This window comes from Geobacillus genomosp. 3, from assembly GCF_000445995.2.
Classification (GTDB): domain Bacteria; phylum Bacillota; class Bacilli; order Bacillales; family Anoxybacillaceae; genus Geobacillus.
Genome location: NC_022080.4, coordinates 3,418,313 through 3,440,600, shown reverse-complemented (window position 1 = coordinate 3,440,600; position 22,288 = coordinate 3,418,313). Strand labels below are relative to the sequence as shown.

Here is a 22,288-nt window from a genome sequence, read left to right as displayed (position 1 = left end):
TTATGGAGGCGACACAATTTCAAGCCATGCTCGAAGAGAGGGGAATTTCCCTCTCTTCCCAGGCGTTTGCGCAGTTCGAGCGCTACTATGAACTGCTCGTCGAATGGAACGAGAAGATGAATTTGACCGCCATTACGGACAAGCCCGGCGTGTATGTAAAACATTTTTTTGATTCGGTTTCCCCGGCCTTTTATTACGATTTTTCCAAGCCGTTCTCGCTTTGTGACGTCGGCGCCGGGGCAGGATTCCCGAGCATCCCGCTTAAAATTTGCTTTCCGCACTTGCGCGTTTCAATCGTCGACTCGCTGCAAAAGCGCATCCGCTTTTTGCAGCATCTTGCCGCAGAACTAGGGCTTCACGATATTGCCCTTTATCACGACCGTGCGGAGACGTTTGCCCGCCAAAAAGAGATGCGTGAATCGTTCGACATCGTTACAGCGAGGGCGGTGGCGCGCATGCCGGTGCTTGCCGAACTTTGCCTTCCGCTTGTGAAAATCGGCGGTACATTCATCGCGATGAAAGCCGCTTCGGCGTCCGAAGAGTTGAAAGAGGGGAAAAAGGCGATCGCTGTGCTCGGCGGGGAAGTGAAAGCAGCGGAAACGTTCACGCTGCCGTTTGAGGAAGGGGAACGGACGATTATTTTCGTCCGCAAAGCGAAAAAGACGCCGGCTCAATATCCGCGCAAACCGGGAACGCCAAGCAAACAGCCGATTCAGTAACCTTTTGAGGACGCGGCGGGAAAGGCAAAGAAGGCTGTGTCGACTCCCGTCTTGCGCCTCGTGCCGAGGGAAACAAAGACGGCCACAGGCAGCGGCTTCTGCCGGGCAAAACAGAGAATGCTGGCCAAGTATGTCCAAAGGTGGTGTAGGGGGATGAAGCATCCGTTTTCGCGCTTGTTCAGCTTTGGAGAAAAAGAGCAGGAAGAAGCGGGGGAAAAGCAAGAGAGGGAAGAAGTTCGCCATATTCCAGTTGCCGGCATCATTCCGAACCGTTTTCAGCCGCGCACGGTGTTTGATGAAGAGAAAATTGCCGAGCTGGCATTGACGATTCGCACGCACGGCATTATCCAACCGATCGTTGTCCGCGAATGTGGAAACGGACAATTTGAAATCATCGCCGGCGAGCGGAGATGGAGAGCGGTGCAAAAGCTTGGCTGGACGGAAATCCCCGCGATTATTAAAAACTTAAACGATAAGGAAACCGCCTCCGTTGCCCTCATTGAAAATTTGCAGCGTGAGGAACTGACGCCAATTGAAGAGGCGATGGCGTATGCCAGGCTGATTGAGCTCCACGATTTAACGCAGGAAGCGCTCGCCCAACGCCTCGGCAAAGGGCAGTCGACAATCGCCAATAAGCTGCGCCTGCTCAAGCTTCCGCAAGAAGTGCAGGAGGCGCTCCTGCAGCGGACGATCACCGAACGCCATGCCCGCGCGTTAATCGTGTTGAAAGATAAAGAGAAACAACTGAAGTTGCTGCAAGAAATTATTGAGAAACAATTAAATGTCAAACAGACGGAAGACCGAGTGTTAAAGATGCTTGAAGCAGGTGAACGAAAGCCGAAGCCGAAGCGAAAGGCGTTCAGCCGTGATATGCGCATCGCCGTCAACACGATTCGCCAGTCGCTTTCCATGGTGGAAAACAGCGGGGTATCGGTTCATTCCGAAGAGGAAGAGTTTGACGATTATTATCAAATTACGATCCGCATCGCCAAAAAATAACGAAGTCACCTTTTGCCTCATCAAGCGCGGCTGATGGGGTTTTTTCTTTCAGAAAACAACGTCATTTTTCTTATTTTCATGATAAAATAGAATTTATGAGTAAGAGGTAGAGGTAGGTGGCATCGTGGGCAAAGTCATTGCTATTGCAAACCAGAAAGGCGGGGTCGGGAAAACGACAACGGCCGTCAACTTGTCTGCCTGTTTGGCGCATCTCGGAAAAAAGGTGCTGCTTGTTGATGTCGATCCGCAAGGGAATGCGACAAGCGGCATTGGCATTGAAAAAGGCGATGTTGATGAATGCATTTACAACGTTATTATTGGCGATATGAAGGCAAAAGAGGTTATTCGGCCGACGAACATCGAAAATTTATACGTAGTTCCGGCGACGATCCAGCTTGCGGGTGCGGAAATTGAGCTCGTTTCGGTCATCTCCCGCGAAATCCGGCTCAAAAATGCGCTTGAGCCGCTCAAAGCCATGTATGATTTTATCATTATCGACTGTCCTCCTTCATTGGGGCTGTTGACGTTAAATGCCCTGACAGCCGCGGATTCCGTGCTTATTCCTGTTCAGTGCGAATATTATGCGCTTGAAGGACTCAGCCAGCTGCTCAACACAATCCGGCTCGTGCAGCGGCACTTAAACTATGATTTGCGCCTTGAGGGTGTCTTATTGACCATGCTCGATGCACGGACAAACTTAGGATTGCAAGTCATCCAAGAGGTGAAAAAGTATTTTCGGGAAATGGTGTACGAAACGATCATCCCGAGAAACGTGCGGCTGAGTGAGGCGCCAAGCCACGGCAAGCCGGTGATTTTATACGATGTCAAATCGCGGGGGGCGGAAGTGTATTTGGAACTGGCAAAGGAGGTGCTTGAACGTGGCTAAAGGTCTTGGCAAAGGCATCAATGCGCTGTTTCACAACCTCGAACTCGATGGAAAAGAGGAAATCGTGCAAGAGGTCAGCATCCACACCCTCCATCCGAACCCGTACCAGCCGCGGAAAACGTTCCAACCCGAAGCGATTGAGGAACTGAAACAATCGATTTTGCAGCACGGCATTTTGCAGCCGCTCATCGTCCGCCGCTCGCCGAAGGGATTTGAAATCGTCGTTGGCGAGCGGCGCTACCGGGCGGCGAAAGAGGCGGATTTGCCATCGGTCCCTGTCGTTGTGCGCGAGCTAACGGACGAACAAATGATGGAATTTGCCCTTTTGGAAAACTTGCAACGTGAGGATTTGAATCCGATCGAGGAAGCAATGGCGTATAAAATGTTGATCGACAGGCTGCATTTGACCCAAGAAGAAATCGCCAGCCGCGTCGGCAAGAGCCGCCCGCACATTGCCAATCATTTGCGCTTATTGTCCCTCCCCCCGGAAGTACAAAAACTACTTGTGGACGGTACGCTGTCGATGGGGCACGGTCGGGCGCTCTTAGGGCTGAAGCAAAAAAGCAAAATGAAGTTCGTCGTCGAGCGGACGGTTCGCGATGGGCTGAACGTCCGGCAGCTTGAGAAACTCATCCAGCAAATGAACGGAAATGTTTCACGTGAAACATCGAAACGGAAACCACCGGAAAAAAGCGTGTTTCTCCGGGAAAGCGAATCGCTGTTGCGCGAAAAATTCGGCACGAACGTCACCATTAAACAGACGAAAAAAAAGGGGAAAATCGAAATCGAGTTTTTTTCCCCGGAAGATTTAGAAAGAATATTGGAACTGCTCGATGTGCAGTTCGACGAGTAGGAGCGGCCTGGCAATAGGGGCCGGTTTATTTTTGCTGGAGCTAGAGAGGGTTGAACATCATGGTATTGCTAGGGACGATTGTGAACGGAATTAGCATTGTGGTGGGGGCCTTGATCGGAAAATGGTTTCACCGTATTCCCGAGCGGGTAAAAGAGACGGTAATGGGGGGCATCGGGCTTGCGGTAGCGCTTCTTGGCGTTCAGATGGGGATGAAAAGTGAACAGTTTCTCGTTGTTATCTTCAGCCTCGTTTTCGGCGGCATTCTCGGGGAGTTTTGGGACTGGGAAGAAAAGCTGAACCGGCTCGGCCAATGGCTGGAGAAGAAAGTCGGTGGAAACGGGAAAGGAAGCATCGCCAAAGGGTTTGTCAGCGCGACGCTGCTCTTTGTCATCGGTGCAATGGCGATTGTTGGGGCGCTTGACAGCGGACTGCGCGGCGACCATAGCATTCTCTATACGAAATCTATTTTGGACGGCTTCGCTAGCGTCATTTTAACGACGACGCTTGGCATTGGGGTCATGTTCGCTGCCTTGCCCGTCGTCATTTACGAAGGTGGCATCGCGTTATTGGCGACGCAAATCGAGCGGTTTGTGCCAAGGGAAGTATTGGATTCATTTATCGCTGAATCGACAGCGACCGGGGGAATTTTAATTATGGCGATCGGGCTGAATATGCTCGGTTTGACGAACATTCGCGTGGCCAATTTGCTGCCGAGCATTCTCGTGGCGGCGGCTGCTGTTTTCGCTCTTTCGTTCGCTTGACGGCGCTCGCTGCCTGTATCTTCAAGGCAAGGAGAAAAGAAATCCCCTTCTTGAATACCTTGTCAAGATGGGGATGTTCCGCCTACCATAATGAATGGCGGTCTTTCGGAAGCGGTTGGACGGCGATCCGCTCTTTGCGGACGAGATGCCGTTCCGCCTCATAAATGCCGCTGGCAATCGTTTTGGCCATATTCATGACGAGATGAAGACGCGTATTTTGCAGGACGAAAAACTCCATAAACCCGCTGACATTCACTACTCCGGTAATATGGGCGTCGCCGACGGGAGGAAGCTGCTTATTCACCCCGGCCCCAGGGCGGACCGGCCCTTTTGCTACGGTGATGGCGCCGACGCTTTTCAGCCGCCCAAGACAGGCGTCGACCGCGATCATAAATGGGTCACGATGAATGAGCTGAATGGCCCTCACTTTTTCTTCTAGGTTGACAGCGTGGATCGGTTCCTCGAGCGTTCCGTATACGTGAAAACGGGTCAACAGCTTCTCTTTCAGCATCGTGCCGACAAGCGGTCCAAGCGAATCGCCGGTCGAGCGGTCCGTGCCGATGCAAACGATGACAACCGGCTGGGCGAGCGGATCGGGAAGCAGCGAAGCGATCCGCCAGGCGATTGAGGTCGTCGCCCCTTGTTCATCATAAAAAACGCGATCTTTTTCCTCCCTGGAAGAGAAAAATATTGACGGTATGCTCATTCGCTTCACTCCTACTTTCGATTCAAAAGTATTAACAGTATACGGAAAATGGAAGAATGATATACATCTTGGCGTCTGTTTTTCTTTTTCTTTCGCTGCATGACTACCAATCAATGGTCTGTCTTGTTAAAATAAAAAGCGCAAAATAGAAAAGGTTGAGGTGTCGCCAACATTGAATACGATGGAAAAAACGGTTAGCCGGCTGTTTGAGTTTTTGATGAATGAGGAGCTGTGGCTTCGGATTGGAACAGGGGTGCTTAAGATTGTTCTTATCCTACTCATATGCGCCATAGCGGTGAAAGTGTTGAAAATGGCCGTCCATAACGTGTTCAAAGTGCGCCAGAAAGCGCCGCTCCGCATTTCGGAACGCCGGGAGATGACGTTAGCGCGGCTGTTAGACAATGTGATTACGTATGTACTATATTTTATTGCGTTGTTGATGATTTTAGATACGTTTGGTGTTCCCGTCAAAGCGCTGTTGGCCGGAGCCGGGGTCGTCGGCTTGGCCGTCGGTTTCGGGGCGCAAAGCTTAGTGAAAGACATCATCACCGGGTTTTTCATCATTTTTGAAGACCAGTTTGCGGTCGGTGATTACGTGCGCATCGGCAATTTTGAAGGGTATGTGGAAGAGATCGGGCTGCGGGTGACGAAAATTAAAAGTTGGACGGGAGAAGTGCACATTTTGCCCAACGGCAGCATTACGCAAGTGACGAATTACTCGCTCCACAACAGTTTGGCGGTAGTGGATATCAGCATCTCCTATGAAGAAGATATTGAAGAGGCGGAAAAGGCGATTCGCGAACTGCTGCCGAAGCTGCCGGAAAAATATGAGGACATGGTCGCACCGCCTCAGCTGCTTGGCGTACAAAACTTAGTGAACTCAGAAGTTGTTCTTCGCATTACATGTGAAACGAAGCCGATGAGTCATGTCGGTGTGGCAAGAGCCATCCGTAAAGAAGTGAAAATGTTGTTAGACGAACGCGGAATCGAAATTGCGTACCCAAGGATGGTATTGCATCGGCGCGGCGGAGAGGAACCGCTCGATGCCAAATGGCAAAGGCAACAATCGTGACAATCATGGGGGGGTAGCGGATGGAAGAGAAAGAATTTGGCCTGTATGATATCGTCGAAATGAAAAAACCGCATCCGTGCGGGGCGAACCGTTGGAAAGTGATTCGCCTCGGCGCTGATATCCGCATTAAATGCGAAGGATGCGCCCATAGCGTTCTTTTGCCGCGCAAGGAGTTTGTCCGCAAAATGAAAAAAGTGGTAGTCAAGCATGAGGAATAAAGGAAAGTGAGCCAAAAAAGCATGGGCGGCTGTCCCATGCTCTTTTGTTAATGAGGGGGGAGGAGGGAAACGATGGAAACAACGTATGTGACGTCGTGTCCGCTCAACTGTTGGGACGTTTGTGGGCTTAAGGTAACCGTAAACGGTGAAAAAGTGGTGCGCATTGATGGCGATGAACAGCATCCCATTACAAAGGGGACGATTTGCGGACGCGGGCGGATGCTGAAAGAGCGGGCAAACGCCAAGGAGCGGCTCCTTTATCCATTGAAAAAAGTGAATGGGAAATTTGTCCGTGTTTCGTGGCAAGAGGCGCTTGATGACATCGCTAAAAAAATGCAGGAATTAAAAAAACGGCTCGGTCCGACAGCTGTGCTCCATAGTCATGATTACGCCAATAACGGACTACTGAAACAGCTGGATCAGCGTTTTTTTCAATTGTTACGGCGGGGTGACGGAGCTTGTCGGCAGCCTTTGCTGGGGTGCTGGCATTGAGGCGCAGACGTGGGATTTTGGCAACGCGTACAGCCATGCGCCGGAAGATATCGACAACAGCCGTCATATCGTCATTTGGGGGCGAAATGTCGCCCGAACGAACATGCATTTATTGGAACGATTGCTTGCGGCGAAAAAGCGCGGCGCGACGATTACTGTCATCGATCCGCTGTTCGGCCCGACGGCGCGCATCGCTGACCGGTACGTATGTGTGAAGCCCGGAATGGACGCCTTTTTGGCGATGGGCATTATGAAAGAGCTGCTTCGGCTCGGACTAGAGGATCGTGTGTTTATTGAACGGCATACGGTCGGGTTTCATGACGTCGAACAACTATTGCAGACGATTTCGCTCAAGGAAATCGAGCGGTACACCGGTATCAGCCGCCATATGATAACAGAGCTCGCCCAGCTTTACGGCGACCGGCCGACGGCGACATATCTTGGGCTTGGCATGCAGCGTTATGCGAACGGCGGCAATACGATCCGCTGGATCGACGCCCTTGTTGCGGTGAGCGGCAACGTCGGCATTCCGGGTGGAGGGGCGAACTTTGGCAACTTGCAAGTGAGCGAGTGTTTTGACAAGGCAGCCTTAACACTTCCGGATCGAAAAACAGTGTCACGCACGTGGACGATGATGAAGCAGGCGGAAGAGATCTTGCGGGCGGACGATCCGCCTATTGAGATGATCATCGTCACGTGCGGCAATCCGCTTGCCCAAGTGCCCAATACGAACCGAATGAAAAAGGCATTCGCTTCCGTTGAGACAGTCGTCGTGTTTGAGCAGTTCATGACGGACACGGCCGCCGCCGCTGATTACGTCCTTCCGGTTGCCGCCTCGTTTGAAGAGGAAGACGCCTATTGTTCGTCGATGTACCATGCGTATTTGAACTACGGACCGAAGCTTATCGATCCGCCGGGCGAGGCGAAGCCCGACCTTTGGATTTGGACGGAGCTGGCGAAACGCCTCGGCTTTGGCGATGCGTTTGCCTATACGCGTGATCAGTTTTTGGCGATGGCGCTCCGGCCTCTAGAGCGGTATGGCATTACACTTGAGCGGCTGAAGACCGAGCACCGCGTTCTTTTGCCTGTTGACCCGGTGCCGTGGCATGACCGTCGCTTTCACACGCCAAGCGGCAAGTATGAATTTACGTCCGCAACCGCCCGGCAAAAAGGAAAGGACGGACGGCTGCAAATGATGTACCCGGCCGAATCAGAAGAGGCCAATCCATTATTGGCCGCGAAATATCCGTACCGGTTGTTGACGATTCACCCACTCCGGTCGAACCATTCACAGCACTATCCGCTCATTCCGGCGCTGCAGGCAGTGCGCATTGAAGTCGCGGCCGATGTCGCCACCGAAAAAGGGCTCATTGACGGCGATCAAGCGCGCGTCTACAACGGCCGCGGATCGGTCGAGGGCACGGTCAAAGTGCTTGATGGGGCTCATCCGGGGACGATCAATATTGACGAAGGACAATGGGGAGCGTTTGGCGGGCCGGTTAATGTGCTCACGTCTGATTTGGAGTCGGACAACGGCTGTGGCAGCACGATTTATGACTGTTTGGTCAATATCGAAAAAACGATGTCAAAGGCAAACTAAACGGTTTAAACCGCTTTTTTGAGGTGGGCCGCCGGAAAAACTCCCCGCTAGCTGTACGCTTGTCATTTTTCGCGCCAGCCCATATAATGAGGGAAGATGTGAACGGGAAAGAGGAGTGGAACGAATGGGATTGACAGCAGGAATCGTCGGGTTGCCAAACGTCGGCAAATCGACGTTGTTTAACGCCATTACAAAGGCAGGGGCTGAATCTGCCAACTATCCGTTTTGTACGATTGAACCGAACGTTGGTGTCGTGGAAGTGCCGGATGAGCGATTGACGGTGTTGACGGAAATGTTTCGACCGAAGCGAACCGTGCCGACGGTTTTTGAGTTTACCGATATCGCCGGCATCGTCAAAGGGGCAAGCAAAGGAGAAGGGCTTGGCAACAAGTTTTTATCGCACATCCGTCAAGTTGATGCCATTTGTCAAGTGGTTCGTTGTTTTAACGATGAAAACATCACCCACGTCGCCGGCAAAGTCGATCCACTCGCCGATATTGAAACGATCAATTTGGAGCTCATTTTCGCCGATTTAGAGACGGTTGACAAACGAATCGAGCGGGTAGGCAAAATCGCCAAGCAAAAGGATAAAGAGGCGGCGTTTGAACACGAAATTTTGCTGCGGTTAAAAGAGACGCTCGAAGCCGGCAAGCCGGCGCGCACAATCGAGTTCGCCGATGAGGAGATGAAGGTCGTCAAGCAGCTGCACTTGCTGACGACAAAGCCGATGTTGTACGTCGCCAATGTCGGCGAAGACGATATCGCCAACCCGGACGATAATCCGTTTGTCGCGGAAGTGCGCGGGTTTGCCAAAAGTGACAATGCGGAAGTAATCGTCGTCTGCGCCAAAATTGAGGAAGAAATCGCCGAGTTCGGCGATGAGGAAAAGCAGCAGTTTTTGCAAGAGCTCGGCATCGAACAGTCCGGCCTTGATCAGCTCATCCGCGCCGCTTACAGCTTGCTCGGGTTGGCCACGTTTTTCACCGCCGGTGAGCAGGAAGTGCGGGCATGGACGTTCCGCAAAGGAATGAAAGCGCCCCAATGCGCCGGCATTATTCATTCCGACTTTGAGCGCGGGTTCATTCGTGCGGAAACTGTTTCATACGCCGACTTAGTCGCCGCCGGATCGATGGCCGCAGCGCGTGAAGCTGGTAAAGTTCGCCTCGAAGGAAAAGACTACGAAGTGCAAGACGGCGATATTATACACTTCCGGTTCAACGTGTGACATAAAGCAAGCTCAAAGGGAAACTATGGCGTTGGCCGGGGAGGCAATTTCCCCGTCCGTCCCCCGTTTTTAGCAACAAGGCTGGAAGATGTTTTTGTGGGCGGAATGTGGGGAACTCCCTTGCTTATCGCTGCCAGTCGTGGTATAATCAACGAATGTGAGTAATGGTTATTGCTCCTTGCCCTTCAGTGGAAGGGCCGTTTAGACCAAAAGGAGGTGACGAGCGTGAGAAAATACGAAATTATGTACATCATCCGCCCGAATATGGACGATGAAGCGAGACAAGCTGTCATCGAACGGTTCAACAACATCTTGAAGGAGAACGGTGCGGAGATTACGAATGTGACGGATTGGGGCAAACGCCGCTTAGCCTATGAAATTGAAAAATACCGCGACGGCTATTACATGATCCTCAATGTTATGGCAGAACCGCAAGCGGTGCAAGAATTCGACCGTTTAGCGCGCATCAGCGAAGACATTATCCGTCATATCGTCGTGAAAGAAGAAGAATAATTTTTCGTATATGTTAAGAGGTGGTTCTGATGATTAACCGTGTCATTTTAGTCGGCAGGTTAACGAAAGATCCGGAGTTGCGCTACACTCCAAGCGGAGTGGCTGTTGCCACATTTACGCTCGCGGTCAACCGCCCGTTCACGAACCAGCAGGGCGAGCGGGAAGCTGACTTTATTCAATGTGTCGTCTGGCGCCGCCAAGCGGAAAACGTCGCCAACTTCTTGAAAAAAGGAAGCTTGGCCGGAGTGGACGGCCGGCTGCAAACCCGCAGTTATGAAAATCAAGAAGGACGGCGCGTGTATGTAACGGAAGTGGTGGCTGATAACGTCCAATTTCTTGAGCCAAAAGGAAGCAACGAGCAGCGGGGGGCAGCAGCAGGCGGCTACTATGGGGATCCGTTCCCATTCGGACAAGATCAGAACCACCGTCATCCGAACGAAAAAGGATTTGGCCGCATCGATGAAGATCCTTTCGCCAATGACGGCCAGACGATCGATATTTCCGATGATGATTTGCCGTTTTAACGGGTTTCCAAAAGAAGTCTCCCATCCTCAAGGAATGTGCAGGGCGCAGCCCAATGAGTACGTGGGAGATGAATGTCGGTTGGCTTTATCAAAAAAGAGGGAATGAGACAGTTAGGCGTAGTCTAACGTCTACCAGAACCGTGGGGCACACGGGGATCGCTCGGTCAACTTCCCATCATGAGAAGGGATTACCCGAGAAGCCCCCACCGCTAAGCGAAGCGTAGGTGGGGGGAGTATGTCACCGAATTACCTGAACAACTAGAAAGCAGGAAGGAGGAAATAGACATGGCAGGACGGAGAGGCGGTCGTGGCAAACGCCGCAAAGTATGTTATTTCACAGCAAATAACATTACACACATCGACTACAAAGATGTTGATTTGCTGAAAAAATTCATCTCCGAACGCGGCAAAATTTTACCGCGCCGCGTAACGGGAACGAGCGCGAAATATCAGCGCAAACTGACGGTCGCGATCAAACGCGCGCGCCAAATGGCGCTCTTGCCGTACGTTGCGGACGAGTGAGTCAAAAAAAAAGCAGTAAGGGGGACCTTACTGCTTTTTTCTATGTAAGCCGGCTAAAATAGTTGGAAAGGGGAACGTTCATTGCGGAAAACGCACGCTCTCACCGAAGCAGCGATTGAACTTGCACTGTTTGCCGTTTTGTTTCTGCTCGCATTATACGTACCGTTCATCGGGGTTATCGCTGTCTTATTTTTGGCGCTTCCGTTTATGGTGTTTACGATGCGTCACGGACTCGCTTCCGCTTGTTTGCTGCTCATCGCGTCCCTTGTTGTTTCCGGTCTCATCGGCTCACTTTTGTCGCTGCCGATGGCACTTATGTTCGGAACCGTTGGCATAGCGGTCGGCGCGATGCTGGCGAAAAAGAAAAACCGTTACCTTGTTTTGCTCGTCGGCGCGCTTGTGTTTTTAGTCAACATTGTTCTTGACTATGTCATTTCAATTCAGTTTTTGCAAGTTGATATGATCCAAGATACGCTGGCGCTAGTGCGTGAATCGTTTGATACGGCAATGCGCGTGATGGAAGGAATGGGCCAAGAGCCGCCAGCGGAGATGCAAAAACAGTTGGAACAAGGAATTGAATTGATCGGCTACATGATTCCGACATTGTTTGTCATCGCTTCATTTGCCCTTGCTTATGTGACGATTGTCGTTTCGTTGCCTATTCTGAAGAGGCTGAAGCTCCCGGTCGGCACGTGGCCGCCGTTTCGTGAGCTCTCTTTGCCGAAAAGCGTGTTATGGATTTACATTCTGGTGCTCGTCTTTTCTTTATTTCCGATTGAAGAGGGGACATTTCCATACATCGCTGTATTGAACATCTCATATGTGTTGCAGCTCGCCATGATTGTGCAAGGGTTTTCGTTTTTGTACTATGCTGCTTACAAAAAAGGCATCGGGAAAGGCGTTGTAGTGGCGGGGACGGTTATTTGCTTATTCCTGCCTTTTCTACTTTATCTTGTGGCGATATTCGGTATAATTGATGTAGGATTTGATTTGCGCCGCCGCATATAATAATTGGATAAGGTGAGCCATTTCTTCAGTGTAGGAGCTGACTTGAATGTCCCATTTTTATGAAAGGAAAGCGTACCGCTACCCGTCCTATGCGTTAGCCGCTCTGGCGGTGCTCATGGCCGTTGGCTTGTTCTATTTTCAATGGCTGCTTGGGCTGATCGGTCTCCTCGGTGTCGGGTTTTTGCTTTACTACGTCATTTGGTCGCAACGCTCTTTACACAAGGAGCTGGAACAATATATTTCCAATTTGTCGCACCGGGTAAAAAAAGTCGGCGAGGAAGCGTTGATGCGGATGCCGATCGGCATTATGCTCATCGATGAGGAAGGCGAAATCGAATGGTCAAACCGGTTTTTGGCGACTTGCTTTAAAGAACAGACGTTAGTTGGGCGCTCGCTCGCTGAACTTTCCGAGCCGTTGGCTGCCTTTGTGAAAAAAGGAAAAACAGATGAAGACATCATTGAACTGAATGGAAAACAGCTGAAAGTGATCGTCCTCCGCCATGAACGGCTTCTTTACTTTTTCGATGTCACCGAGCATATGGAGCTGAGACGGCGGTACGAGGCGGAGCGATTAGTGTTGGCGATTATTTTTCTCGACAATTATGATGAGATTACCCAGGGAATGGATGATCAGGCGAAAAGCCAAATGAACAGCCTTGTCACGTCCGTATTAAACCGCTGGGCGAACGATTACGGCATCTTTTTAAAACGGACGTCGTCCGACCGATTTATTGCCGTGCTGAACGAGCATACATTGACCCAATTGGAAAAAAGCAAGTTCTCGATTTTGGACGAAGTGCGTGAACAAACGGCAAAACATCAGGCTCAGCTTACGTTGAGCATCGGTATCGGCGCCGGCGTATCCTCGCTTCCGGAGCTTGGGGCGCTTGCCCAATCGAGCCTAGACTTGGCGTTAGGGCGCGGCGGCGACCAAGTGGCGATTAAGCAAGGAAACGGAAAAGTGAAATTTTACGGCGGCAAGACGAACCCGATGGAGAAGCGGACGCGTGTCCGCGCCCGTGTCATTTCTCATGCGCTTCGCGAACTGATCGCCGAAAGCGATAAAGTGCTCATTATGGGTCACAAATATCCGGATATGGACGCACTTGGGGCTGCCATAGGCATTTTAAAAGTCGTCCAATCGAATCAAAAAGAAGGATTCCTTGTCATTGACGCGGCGAAAACGGATGCCGGGGCGCAGCGGTTGCTTGAGGAAATGAAAAAACAGGCCGAGTTATGGGCAAGATGCGTCAAGCCGGAACAGGCGCTTGAACTCGTAACGGAAGATACGCTTCTGATCGTGGTTGATACGCATCGGCCGTCGCTCGTCATTGAAGAGCGGCTGTTGTATCGCACCGACCATATTGTCGTCATTGACCACCATCGCCGCGGCGAAGAGTTTATCGAGGCACCGATTCTCGTCTATATGGAGCCATACGCTTCATCGACGTCTGAGCTCGTCACGGAGTTGTTAGAGTATCAGCCGAAACGGGTAAAATTATCGATGCTGGAAGCAACGGCGCTGCTCGCCGGCATTGTTGTTGATACGAAAAGCTTCACACTCCGCACCGGTTCGCGAACGTTCGATGCGGCGTCGCATTTGCGCGCCCAAGGGGCGGACACGGTGCTCGTGCAAAAGCTGCTGCGGGAAAGTGTGGCCAATTACGTCAAACGGGCGAAGCTGATTGAGCGGGCAGCGATCGATGAGCATGGCATTGCCATCGCCAAAGGAGACGAGAGCGAAGTACATGACCAAGTGCTAATTGCACAGACGGCTGATACGCTTCTCACGTTAAGCGGTGTTGTCGCTTCGTTCGTCATTTCCAAACGGGCTGACGGAACAGTCGGCATCAGCGCCCGCTCGCTCGGTGATGTCAATGTGCAAGTGATTATGGAGCGGCTTGGCGGAGGCGGGCACTTAACGAATGCCGCCGCCCAGTTGTCCGGGGTGACAGTCGGGGAGGCGGAGCGGCAGCTTCGTGAAGCTATTCATGACTATTTTGAGGGGGGTAAGCCAGCATGAAAGTCATCTTTTTAAAAGATGTAAAAGGAAAAGGAAAAAAAGGGGAGATCAAAAACGTCGCTGACGGTTATGCGAACAACTTTTTGTTCAAACAAGGGCTGGCCATTGAAGCGACGCCAGCGAACTTAAAGGCGCTCGAAGCGCAAAAGCAAAAGGAACAGCGCCAAGCGGCGGAAGAGTTGGCCAATGCCAAAACGTTAAAAGGGCAGCTTGAGAAGCTGACGGTGGAAATTGCGGCGAAGGCGGGCGAGGGCGGTCGTTTGTTTGGCTCGATCACGAGCAAGCAAATCGCCGAGGCGCTGCAAGCCCAACACGGTCTGAAGCTTGATAAGCGGAAAATCGAGCTTGACGATGCCATTCGTGCGCTCGGATATACGAACGTGCCGGTGAAGCTTCATCCGGAAGTGACGGCAACGTTAAAAGTACACGTGACGGAACAAAAATAACGGTCACGGTTCATCCTAGGATGCGAAGATGCCCCCGCCCGCTGCGGCGGGGCTTCCTTGCTTATCGGCTAACAGGGGAAAAGGTGGTGAAACGATGAGCGAACTTTTTTCTGAACGAATTCCTCCGCAGAGCATTGAAGCCGAGCAGGCTGTGCTTGGCGCCGTGTTTTTAGATCCCACTGCGTTAACGCTCGCTTCGGAAATATTAATTCCAGAAGATTTTTATCGCGCCGCCCATCAAAAAATTTTCCACGCCATGCTTCGTGTCGCCGACAAAGGCGAGCCGGTCGATTTAGTAACCGTGACAGCGGAACTCGCCGCTTCCGAGCAGCTTGAAGAAATCGGCGGCGTTTCCTATTTAAGCGAACTCGCCGACGCCGTGCCGACAGCGGCTAATGTCGAATATTACGCCCGCATTGTGGAAGAAAAATCGGTGCTTCGCCGCCTCATCCGCACGGCGACATCGATCGCCCAAGACGGGTACACAAGGGAAGACGAAATCGATCTTCTGCTTGATGAAGCAGAACGGAAAATTATGGAGGTTTCCCAACGCAAGCATTCGGGCGCTTTTAAAAATATTAAGGATGTTCTCGTTCAAACGTACGACAACATTGAAATGCTCCATAACCGGAACGGAGAAATTACTGGCATCCCGACCGGATTTACCGAGCTTGACCGGATGACGTCCGGTTTCCAGCGGAGCGATTTCATCATTGTGGCTGCCCGGCCGTCGGTTGGGAAAACAGCGTTTGCCTTAAACATTGCGCAAAATGTGGCGACGAAAACGAACGAAAATGTCGCCATTTTCAGTTTGGAAATGAGCGCCCAGCAGCTGGTGATGCGGATGCTTTGTGCAGAGGGCAACATCAACGCGCAAAACTTGCGTACGGGTAAACTGACGCCGGAAGATTGGGGCAAGCTGACGATGGCAATGGGGAGCTTATCGAATGCCGGTATTTATATTGACGATACGCCGAGCGTCCGTGTCAGCGACATCCGCGCCAAATGTCGTCGGCTGAAACAAGAAAGCGGTCTTGGCATGATTGTCATCGACTATTTGCAGCTCATCCAAGGAAGCGGGCGCAGCAAAGAAAACCGCCAGCAGGAAGTGTCGGAAATTTCCCGCTCGTTAAAGGCGCTCGCCCGTGAGCTCGAAGTGCCGGTCATCGCTTTGTCGCAGCTGTCGCGCAGCGTCGAGCAGCGCCAGGACAAGCGGCCGATGATGTCTGATATTCGTGAATCCGGAAGCATTGAGCAAGATGCTGATATCGTCGCCTTTTTGTATCGCGATGATTACTATAATAAAGATTCCGAGAACAAAAACATCATCGAAATCATCATTGCCAAACAGCGTAACGGCCCGGTCGGGACGGTGCAGCTCGCTTTTATCAAGGAGTATAATAAGTTTGTCAACCTAGAGCGCCGCTTCGATGAAGCGCAAATTCCGCCGGGGGCATAAAACGGCGCGTTCATCTCTTCGTTGCCTCGGTTAATAAACGAATAAAAGTACTTATAATCGTTTTTAATGTTCGTGTTTCATTGACTTTATGCCGGAAAACTGATACACTTACAATGTTTAGACCGAGGAAACTGGAGGTGCTCGCCATGTCGTCAGTTGTTGTTGTCGGCACACAGTGGGGCGATGAAGGGAAAGGAAAGATTACGGACTTTTTATCGGAAAATGCGGAAGTGATTGCCCGATACCAGGGAGGAAACAACGCTGGCCATACGATCGTGTTTAACGGGGAAAAGTATAAACTGCATTTAATCCCGTCGGGCATTTTTTATAAAGACAAAGTTTGCGTCATCGGCAACGGGATGGTTGTCGACCCGAAAGCGCTCGTCGCTGAGCTTTCGTATTTGCATGAGCGCGGCGTTTCAACCGATAATTTGCGCATCAGCAACCGTGCCCACGTCATTTTACCGTATCATTTGAAATTGGACGGGCTCGAGGAAGAACGGAAAGGCGCCAACAAAATCGGCACAACGAAAAAAGGAATCGGGCCCGCCTATATGGATAAAGCGGCGCGCATCGGCATCCGCATCGTCGATTTGCTTGACCGTGATGTGTTCGCGGAAAAGTTGGCCCGCAATTTAGAAGAGAAAAACATGTTGTTTGAAAAAGTGTACGGGGTCGAGGGATTCCGGCTTGAGGATATCTTCGAAGAATATTACGAATATGGCCGGCAAATCGCAAAGTACGTTTGCGATACGTCAGTCGTATTGAACAACGCACTCGATGAAGGGCGTCGCGTCTTATTTGAAGGGGCGCAAGGTGTCATGCTTGACATCGATCAAGGGACGTATCCGTTTGTCACGTCTTCCAACCCGGTGGCCGGCGGGGTGACGATTGGTGCCGGTGTCGGCCCGACGAAAATCAAGCATGTCGTCGGAGTGGCAAAAGCATATACGACGCGCGTCGGCGACGGGCCGTTCCCGACCGAGCTGCACAATGAAATCGGCGACCGCATCCGCGAAGTCGGCCGCGAATATGGGACAACAACCGGCCGCCCACGTCGCGTCGGCTGGTTTGACAGCGTTGTCGTCCGTCATGCCCGCCGGGTGAGCGGCATTACCGACTTGTCGCTCAACTCGATTGACGTCTTGACCGGCATTGAAACGTTAAAAATTTGTGTCGCCTATCGCTACCGTGGCGAAGTGATCGAGGAATTTCCAGCTAGCTTAAAAGTATTGGCTGAGTGTGAGCCGATTTATGAAGAGCTGCCAGGCTGGATGGAGGACATCACGGGTGTGAAAAGCCTCGATGATCTGCCGGCGAACGCCCGCCATTACGTCGAGCGCATTTCCCAGCTCACCGGCATCCCGCTCTCGATTTTCTCTGTCGGCCCGGATCGCTCGCAAACGAACGTCGTCCGCAGCGTCTACGCATAAGCGGTTGGCGGCGACAGGAAACAGGCATAGATGCGTCTGCGTCTATGCCTGTTTCATCGTTTTGGAGCGGGGATCGACCGAACCGCCCCTCAAAATGGTAATCGGCAAAGGGTGATTTCGTTTTCGTAACATGGTAAATTAGTAATGATAGCATTCCATCGCAAAAGGAAGGATGTGAGCGAGATGGAAAAACGCATTTTAGTTGTTGATGATGAAAAACCGATTGCGGATATTTTGCAATTTAACTTGCAAAAAGAAGGATATGAAGTCATTTGCGCCTACGATGGTGAAGAAGCGTTGCAAAAAGTCGAAGAAACAATGCCGGATTTAATTTTGCTCGATATCATGCTTCCGTTAAGAGACGGCATGGAAGTGTGCCGCGAAGTGCGGAAAAAATATGATATGCCGATCATTATGTTGACAGCGAAAGATTCCGAGATTGATAAGGTGCTCGGCCTCGAGCTCGGGGCAGACGATTATGTCACCAAACCGTTCAGCACGCGCGAACTGCTGGCGCGGGTCAAAGCAAACTTGCGCCGTCATGTGCAAACGACCTCCCCGGAAGAAGGGGAAAACGAAACAAACGAAATTGTTATCGGTCCGCTTGTCATCCGCCCGGACGCGTATGTTGTACAAAAACGGGGGGAGACGATTGAGTTGACCCACCGCGAATTTGAACTGCTCCACTATTTGGCGAAACATATCGGCCAAGTGATGACGCGTGAACACTTGCTGCAAACGGTCTGGGGCTACGACTATTACGGCGATGTGCGCACGGTCGATGTGACGGTAAGGCGGCTGCGCGAAAAAATCGAGGACAACCCTTCCCATCCGTCATGGATCGTCACAAGGCGGGGGGTCGGCTATTATTTGCGCAATCCGGAACAGGAGTCATGAGCCGGCATGAAAAAGGTAGGGCCATTTCGTTCGATCCATTTTAAGTTTGTCATTATTTATGTGTTGCTCATTCTCATCGCCATGCAAATTATCGGCGTGTATTTCGTTCGCAAACTGGAAACGGAGCTTGTGCAAAACTTCAAAAATTCGTTGAACGAACGGGTGACGCTGCTTGCTTATAACGTTGAGCAGGCGATGAACCGGGAACGGGATGAGAAAAGCCTGACATTAGAAGAAGACATCCGTTCGCTTCTTCATGATTTCGTTTCCCAAGACATTTCCGAAGTGCGCGTCATCGATGAGAAAGGGAAAGTGTTGGCGACATCGAATCCGTACATGCAAAATATCGTCGGGAAGCGGACGACAGAGATTTATGTGAAACGTTCGCTCGTCACCGGTGAACTTGTCGACCGGATGTTGCTTGATCGGAAAACAGGCTATCGCATGTACATCTCCTCGACTCCGATCAAAACGGGCGGGGAAGTCAAGGGGGTTATTTACGTCATTGCCTCCATGGAAAACGTCTTCTCACAAATGCGGCAAATCAACATGATTTTGGCGACCGGGACAGGGATCGCTCTCGCCATTACTGCTGTGCTGGGCATCTTTTTGTCGCGTACGATCACCCGGCCCATTTCCGATATGCGTCGGCAAGCGCTAGTGATGACGAGGGGGGATTTTTCCCGCAAGGTGAAAGTGTATGGCTACGATGAAATCGGCCAGCTGGCGATGACGTTCAACAATTTGACCAAAAAGCTGCAGGAAGCGCAGGCCACGACAGAAGGGGAGCGGCGCAAACTTGAGTCGGTGCTGACACATATGACCGACGGTGTCATCGCGACTGACCGCCGCGGCCGCGTCATTCTCATTAACGATGCCGCGATCAATATTTTGAATGTTTCACGTGAAACAGTGCTGTCGAGTTCGATCGTCGATGTGCTTGGCATCGCCGACCAATATACGTTTGACACGCTGCTCGAGGAGCGCGATTCGCTCATTTTGGATTTCAGCACGGATGACGAACTGTATATTTTGCGTGCGTCGTTGTCCGTCATTCAAAAGGAAGGCGGGTTTGTCAACGGGTTGATCGTCGTCTTGCACGACATTACCGAACAGGAAAAAATCGATCGCGAGCGCCGGCAGTTCGTCGCCAATGTGTCGCATGAGCTGCGCACGCCGTTGACGACGATGAAAAGCTACTTGGAAGCGTTAGCTGATGGCGCTTGGCAAGACAAGGAGATTGCACCAAGGTTCATTCAAGTGGTGCAAAACGAAACCGAGCGGATGATCCGGCTTGTCAACGATTTGCTCCATCTGTCGAAGCTCGACAGCAAAGACTATAAACTGAAGAAAACATGGGTCAATTTTTCGGCTTATTTTCATAAAGTCATTGACCGGTTTGAGCTGACGAAAAGCGACAATATCAAGTTCATCCGCAAAATTCCGCGCGAGGCGATTTTCGTTGAAGTGGATGAAGATAAAATTACACAAGTGCTGGACAACATTATTTCTAACGCGTTGAAATACTCTCCCCAAGGCGGAACGATCACGTTCCGCGTTCGTGAGTTGGCCGATGAAATCATCGTCAGCGTCAGCGACGAAGGAGTCGGTATTCCGAAGGCAGATTTGGCGAAAGTTTTCGAGCGCTTTTATCGGGTTGATAAGGCGCGGTCGCGCAAGTTGGGTGGCACCGGCCTTGGCCTGGCCATTGCCAAAGAAGTCGTGCTTGCCCACGGCGGGACGATTTGGGCGGAAAGCAAAGAACATAAGGGGACGACGATTTACTTTACGTTGCCGCTAGAACGAGAACAAAAGGATGACTGGTACGATGTATGAGGCGATTAAAACCGTCGTGTTGACATTGCTCGTGCTGATCAGCATTACGTTGACGTTCGTTTTATGGACATACCATCCGAAATATGACGTGCTGCAAAACGACGAGTACATTCAGCACGTTTCCGTGAGCAACACGCAAGTCGATACAGCGATGGTCGTGCAGCCGAAGCAGATGCTCATCCATAAAAATGGCGCCCATTATGCCGTAACCAAAGAAGAAGAAAAAAGTGAAGCGCTGAAAGAAATGAAAAAGTGGACGCTTGACGATTTTGAAAACATTTCATCCTCCGTTCCGCCAGGAAAGTTTTTGTCATTTTTAAACGGCAAGGAGCGGCTGGAAGTGATTTATCCAGATGAAGTGCCGATTGACATATACCGGTTGATTTTTATGGTGGAGGATAAAGGGTTGGACGGTTTGTCATTTGACCGTATCCTCGTCCCACTTGAAGGAGAGGACAAGTTTCCGGTGTACTTTATCGCGACGGACAAACACAAAATTTATAAGGCAATCGCCAGTGACGCGTCGCAGGAAGTCATCAGCAGGCTGGCGAAAGAGGCAAGCCGCTTTCCCCGCTATTTTGCCTATCCGGTCAGCGAGACAAAACAGCTTTATTTGCCGGAAAACGAAGTGGCGCTCAGCAGCTTGCAATATTATACCGATGAACTAGATGTCGATAAATTTAAAGAGGCGCTATTTAGTGACCCGAGCTTTGTCAAAAAAGACTTGATTCCGTTTGGCGAAGAATATACCGATGGTTCACGGCTGATGGACGTTGATTTTCTCCAGCGCATGCTGTTGTATGTCAATCCGGCCGCGCGCGTCTCCAACATTAGCCAAACCAAATCGGAAACCCACCTCATTCAAAAAAGCATCGATTTTGTCAACGAACATGGCGGCTGGACTGATCTATACCATTTTGCCCGTTGGAGTGAAGAAGACCGGAAAGTCATTTTCCGTCTTGTTGTGAACGGCTATCCGGTTTTTAACGAATATGGCATGTCAGAAATCGTGGAAACGTGGGGAGCGAGCGATTTAATGAAATACCAGCGCCCGCTTTTCCGTCTTGAAATTGCTGACCGCAATCGTACACCGAAAACCTTGCCGTCCGGCCGCGCTATTGTCAAACAGCTCGAAAAAAGAAAAGACATCCGCAAAACGCTCGTGAAAGATGTCGCTATCGGCTACGAGCTCGTCAAAGATCCGGAACGGGAAAAGGTGATTCGACTTGAACCGGCGTGGTTTTATTTGTATGGGCAAACGTGGAAAAAGGTGAACGTTGACGGGGAGAGCGGAGGAGGGGGAACGAATGGATTGGAGTAAAACAAAGACGATTTTTATTATTGTGTTCCTCATCCTTGATTGCTTTTTAGTCTATCAGTTTATGGAAAAAAGAAATAGCAGCCAGTTGGATGTCATTTTGGAAACGACGATTGAAGAACAGCTCGAGGCGAACGGCATTACGTATGTCGATTTACCAAAAGAGGTGACAAAAGCGGCGTATGTTAGCGGCAAAAGCCGCTCATTTACCAGTGCTGATACGAAAAAACTGTCTGGACAAAAAGTAGAAGTTGAAGGGGAAACAAAGTTAAAAGGGACGTTCACCCATCCGGTCGCTTTAAACGTCGAAGACCCGTACCAACTGCGTGAGTTTTTACAGCGCTACATCTTAAACGGGAAACAATACACCTTTTGGTCATTTGACAAAAGGAAAGGCACGGTGATTTGTTACCAAGTGTATGACGGGAAAGTGATTTATGGCAACGAAAACAGCAAGCTCGTTATTCACGTCAACGAGCAGCGGGAGGCGCTGTCCTATGAACAGACGATGCTGGATGACTTGGAAAAATACGAGCGGAAACAAGATATCGTTCCAGCCATTAAGGCCATTGAGACGCTGTATCGGAAAGGGCATTTGCAGCCAGGAGACCGTGTCACGAAAGTCGAGCTTGGCTACTATGGCCTCGTCCAGTTTACCGCTTCGCAAGTCCTAACGCCGACATGGCATATCGTCGTCAACCGGAAAGAAGACTATTTTGTCAATGCGTTTGAAGGGCAAGTCATTACGGATCAAGGAAATGTGCTGGAGTGAAAACGA

Annotated in this window: 21 protein-coding genes and 1 pseudogene; 21 read left to right on the top strand and 1 reads right to left on the bottom strand. The window is 50.9% G+C overall.

Annotation, left to right across the window (positions count from 1 at the left end):
* Positions 1-2: 2 nt before the first annotated feature.
* The 5 genes from rsmG (at position 3) to M493_RS17110 (ending at position 4,218) form a co-directional block, all read left to right on the top strand.
* On the top strand, positions 3-719 hold the full coding sequence (gene rsmG, locus M493_RS17130; RefSeq protein ID WP_041268051.1) for a 16S rRNA (guanine(527)-N(7))-methyltransferase RsmG: 717 nt from the start codon (positions 3-5) through the stop codon (positions 717-719).
* 153 nt (positions 720-872) lie between these two features.
* The gene (gene noc, locus M493_RS17125) at positions 873-1,718 is read left to right on the top strand and encodes a nucleoid occlusion protein (RefSeq protein WP_020961651.1); all 846 of its coding nucleotides are present in this window, start codon (positions 873-875) and stop codon (positions 1,716-1,718) included.
* A 124-nt stretch (positions 1,719-1,842) separates the two neighbouring features.
* Positions 1,843-2,604 carry a ParA family protein gene (locus M493_RS17120; RefSeq protein WP_020961650.1) on the top strand — a complete coding sequence of 254 codons (762 nt, stop codon included), beginning with the start codon at positions 1,843-1,845 and terminating at the stop codon, positions 2,602-2,604.
* Positions 2,597-3,457, top strand: coding sequence for a ParB/RepB/Spo0J family partition protein (locus tag M493_RS17115; protein WP_020961649.1), 861 nt, complete (start codon positions 2,597-2,599; stop codon positions 3,455-3,457). The genes M493_RS17120 and M493_RS17115 overlap by 8 nt, the downstream gene beginning before the upstream one ends.
* A gap of 59 nt (positions 3,458-3,516) precedes the next feature.
* Positions 3,517-4,218: a DUF554 domain-containing protein gene (locus M493_RS17110; protein WP_020961648.1), complete on the top strand. Its 702-nt coding sequence runs from the start codon at positions 3,517-3,519 to the stop codon at positions 4,216-4,218.
* A gap of 82 nt (positions 4,219-4,300) precedes the next feature.
* Here M493_RS17110 and yyaC read toward each other — a convergent pair whose 3' ends face one another.
* On the bottom strand, positions 4,301-4,924 hold the full coding sequence (gene yyaC / locus M493_RS17105; RefSeq protein WP_020961647.1) for a spore protease YyaC: 624 nt from the start codon (positions 4,922-4,924) through the stop codon (positions 4,301-4,303).
* 172 nt (positions 4,925-5,096) lie between these two features.
* On the opposite strand from yyaC, the gene M493_RS17100 reads away from it, so the two are divergent.
* From M493_RS17100 to M493_RS17025, 16 genes and pseudogenes are all read left to right on the top strand, one after another.
* Positions 5,097-5,996: a mechanosensitive ion channel family protein gene (locus tag M493_RS17100; RefSeq protein ID WP_020961646.1), complete on the top strand. Its 900-nt coding sequence runs from the start codon at positions 5,097-5,099 to the stop codon at positions 5,994-5,996.
* 20 nt (positions 5,997-6,016) lie between these two features.
* Positions 6,017-6,214, top strand: a complete 198-nt coding sequence (locus M493_RS17095) for a DUF951 domain-containing protein (RefSeq protein ID WP_020961645.1) — start codon at positions 6,017-6,019, stop codon at positions 6,212-6,214.
* Between the two features lie 72 nt (positions 6,215-6,286).
* A pseudogene (locus M493_RS17090) lies at positions 6,287-8,306 on the top strand (molybdopterin-dependent oxidoreductase).
* A gap of 124 nt (positions 8,307-8,430) precedes the next feature.
* Complete coding sequence (gene ychF / locus M493_RS17085) at positions 8,431-9,531, top strand: redox-regulated ATPase YchF (protein ID WP_020961644.1); 1,101 nt, start codon at positions 8,431-8,433, stop codon at positions 9,529-9,531.
* Positions 9,532-9,756: 225 nt separating this feature from the next.
* Positions 9,757-10,044: a 30S ribosomal protein S6 gene (rpsF, locus tag M493_RS17080; protein WP_020961643.1), complete on the top strand. Its 288-nt coding sequence runs from the start codon at positions 9,757-9,759 to the stop codon at positions 10,042-10,044.
* Positions 10,045-10,073: 29 nt separating this feature from the next.
* Complete coding sequence (ssb, locus tag M493_RS17075) at positions 10,074-10,568, top strand: single-stranded DNA-binding protein (protein WP_020961642.1); 495 nt, start codon at positions 10,074-10,076, stop codon at positions 10,566-10,568.
* Between the two features lie 285 nt (positions 10,569-10,853).
* Complete coding sequence (gene rpsR, locus M493_RS17070; protein WP_020961641.1) at positions 10,854-11,090, top strand: 30S ribosomal protein S18; 237 nt, start codon at positions 10,854-10,856, stop codon at positions 11,088-11,090.
* An 81-nt stretch (positions 11,091-11,171) separates the two neighbouring features.
* On the top strand, positions 11,172-12,098 hold the full coding sequence (locus tag M493_RS17065) for a YybS family protein (protein ID WP_020961640.1): 927 nt from the start codon (positions 11,172-11,174) through the stop codon (positions 12,096-12,098).
* 46 nt (positions 12,099-12,144) lie between these two features.
* Positions 12,145-14,121, top strand: a complete 1,977-nt coding sequence (locus tag M493_RS17060) for a DHH family phosphoesterase (RefSeq protein ID WP_020961639.1) — start codon at positions 12,145-12,147, stop codon at positions 14,119-14,121.
* Positions 14,118-14,567 carry a 50S ribosomal protein L9 gene (gene rplI, locus M493_RS17055; protein WP_020961638.1) on the top strand — a complete coding sequence of 150 codons (450 nt, stop codon included), beginning with the start codon at positions 14,118-14,120 and terminating at the stop codon, positions 14,565-14,567. The genes M493_RS17060 and rplI overlap by 4 nt, the downstream gene beginning before the upstream one ends.
* A gap of 94 nt (positions 14,568-14,661) precedes the next feature.
* Complete coding sequence (gene dnaB, locus M493_RS17050; protein WP_020961637.1) at positions 14,662-16,026, top strand: replicative DNA helicase; 1,365 nt, start codon at positions 14,662-14,664, stop codon at positions 16,024-16,026.
* 146 nt (positions 16,027-16,172) lie between these two features.
* Entirely contained in the window at positions 16,173-17,459 is a 1,287-nt protein-coding gene (locus tag M493_RS17045; RefSeq protein WP_020961636.1) for an adenylosuccinate synthase, read from the top strand.
* A 183-nt stretch (positions 17,460-17,642) separates the two neighbouring features.
* A complete protein-coding gene (gene yycF, locus M493_RS17040) occupies positions 17,643-18,356 on the top strand; it encodes a response regulator YycF (RefSeq protein ID WP_020961635.1) in 714 nt (237 codons plus the stop codon).
* A 6-nt stretch (positions 18,357-18,362) separates the two neighbouring features.
* On the top strand, positions 18,363-20,192 hold the full coding sequence (gene walK / locus M493_RS17035; RefSeq protein WP_020961634.1) for a cell wall metabolism sensor histidine kinase WalK: 1,830 nt from the start codon (positions 18,363-18,365) through the stop codon (positions 20,190-20,192).
* On the top strand, positions 20,185-21,513 hold the full coding sequence (locus M493_RS17030; protein WP_020961633.1) for a YycH family regulatory protein: 1,329 nt from the start codon (positions 20,185-20,187) through the stop codon (positions 21,511-21,513). Before walK ends, M493_RS17030 begins: the two co-directional genes overlap by 8 nt.
* Positions 21,500-22,282, top strand: coding sequence for a two-component system regulatory protein YycI (locus M493_RS17025; RefSeq protein WP_020961632.1), 783 nt, complete (start codon positions 21,500-21,502; stop codon positions 22,280-22,282). Before M493_RS17030 ends, M493_RS17025 begins: the two co-directional genes overlap by 14 nt.
* The last annotated feature ends 6 nt before the right edge of the window (positions 22,283-22,288 follow it).

Coding starts and splice junctions, on each gene's coding strand:
- rplI (WP_020961638.1), top strand. CDS start 14,118: ATGAAAGTCATCTTTTTAAAAGATGTAAAAGGAAAAGGAAAAAAAGGG.
- walK (WP_020961634.1), top strand. CDS start 18,363: ATGAAAAAGGTAGGGCCATTTCGTTCGATCCATTTTAAGTTTGTCATT.
- yycF (WP_020961635.1), top strand. CDS start 17,643: ATGGAAAAACGCATTTTAGTTGTTGATGATGAAAAACCGATTGCGGAT.
- M493_RS17060 (WP_020961639.1), top strand. CDS start 12,145: ATGTCCCATTTTTATGAAAGGAAAGCGTACCGCTACCCGTCCTATGCG.
- M493_RS17030 (WP_020961633.1), top strand. CDS start 20,185: ATGTATGAGGCGATTAAAACCGTCGTGTTGACATTGCTCGTGCTGATC.
- M493_RS17095 (WP_020961645.1), top strand. CDS start 6,017: ATGGAAGAGAAAGAATTTGGCCTGTATGATATCGTCGAAATGAAAAAA.
- noc (WP_020961651.1), top strand. CDS start 873: ATGAAGCATCCGTTTTCGCGCTTGTTCAGCTTTGGAGAAAAAGAGCAG.
- M493_RS17110 (WP_020961648.1), top strand. CDS start 3,517: ATGGTATTGCTAGGGACGATTGTGAACGGAATTAGCATTGTGGTGGGG.
- yyaC (WP_020961647.1), bottom strand. CDS start 4,924: ATGAGCATACCGTCAATATTTTTCTCTTCCAGGGAGGAAAAAGATCGC.
- dnaB (WP_020961637.1), top strand. CDS start 14,662: ATGAGCGAACTTTTTTCTGAACGAATTCCTCCGCAGAGCATTGAAGCC.
- M493_RS17025 (WP_020961632.1), top strand. CDS start 21,500: ATGGATTGGAGTAAAACAAAGACGATTTTTATTATTGTGTTCCTCATC.
- rsmG (WP_041268051.1), top strand. CDS start 3: ATGGAGGCGACACAATTTCAAGCCATGCTCGAAGAGAGGGGAATTTCC.
- M493_RS17045 (WP_020961636.1), top strand. CDS start 16,173: ATGTCGTCAGTTGTTGTTGTCGGCACACAGTGGGGCGATGAAGGGAAA.
- ychF (WP_020961644.1), top strand. CDS start 8,431: ATGGGATTGACAGCAGGAATCGTCGGGTTGCCAAACGTCGGCAAATCG.
- ssb (WP_020961642.1), top strand. CDS start 10,074: ATGATTAACCGTGTCATTTTAGTCGGCAGGTTAACGAAAGATCCGGAG.
- rpsR (WP_020961641.1), top strand. CDS start 10,854: ATGGCAGGACGGAGAGGCGGTCGTGGCAAACGCCGCAAAGTATGTTAT.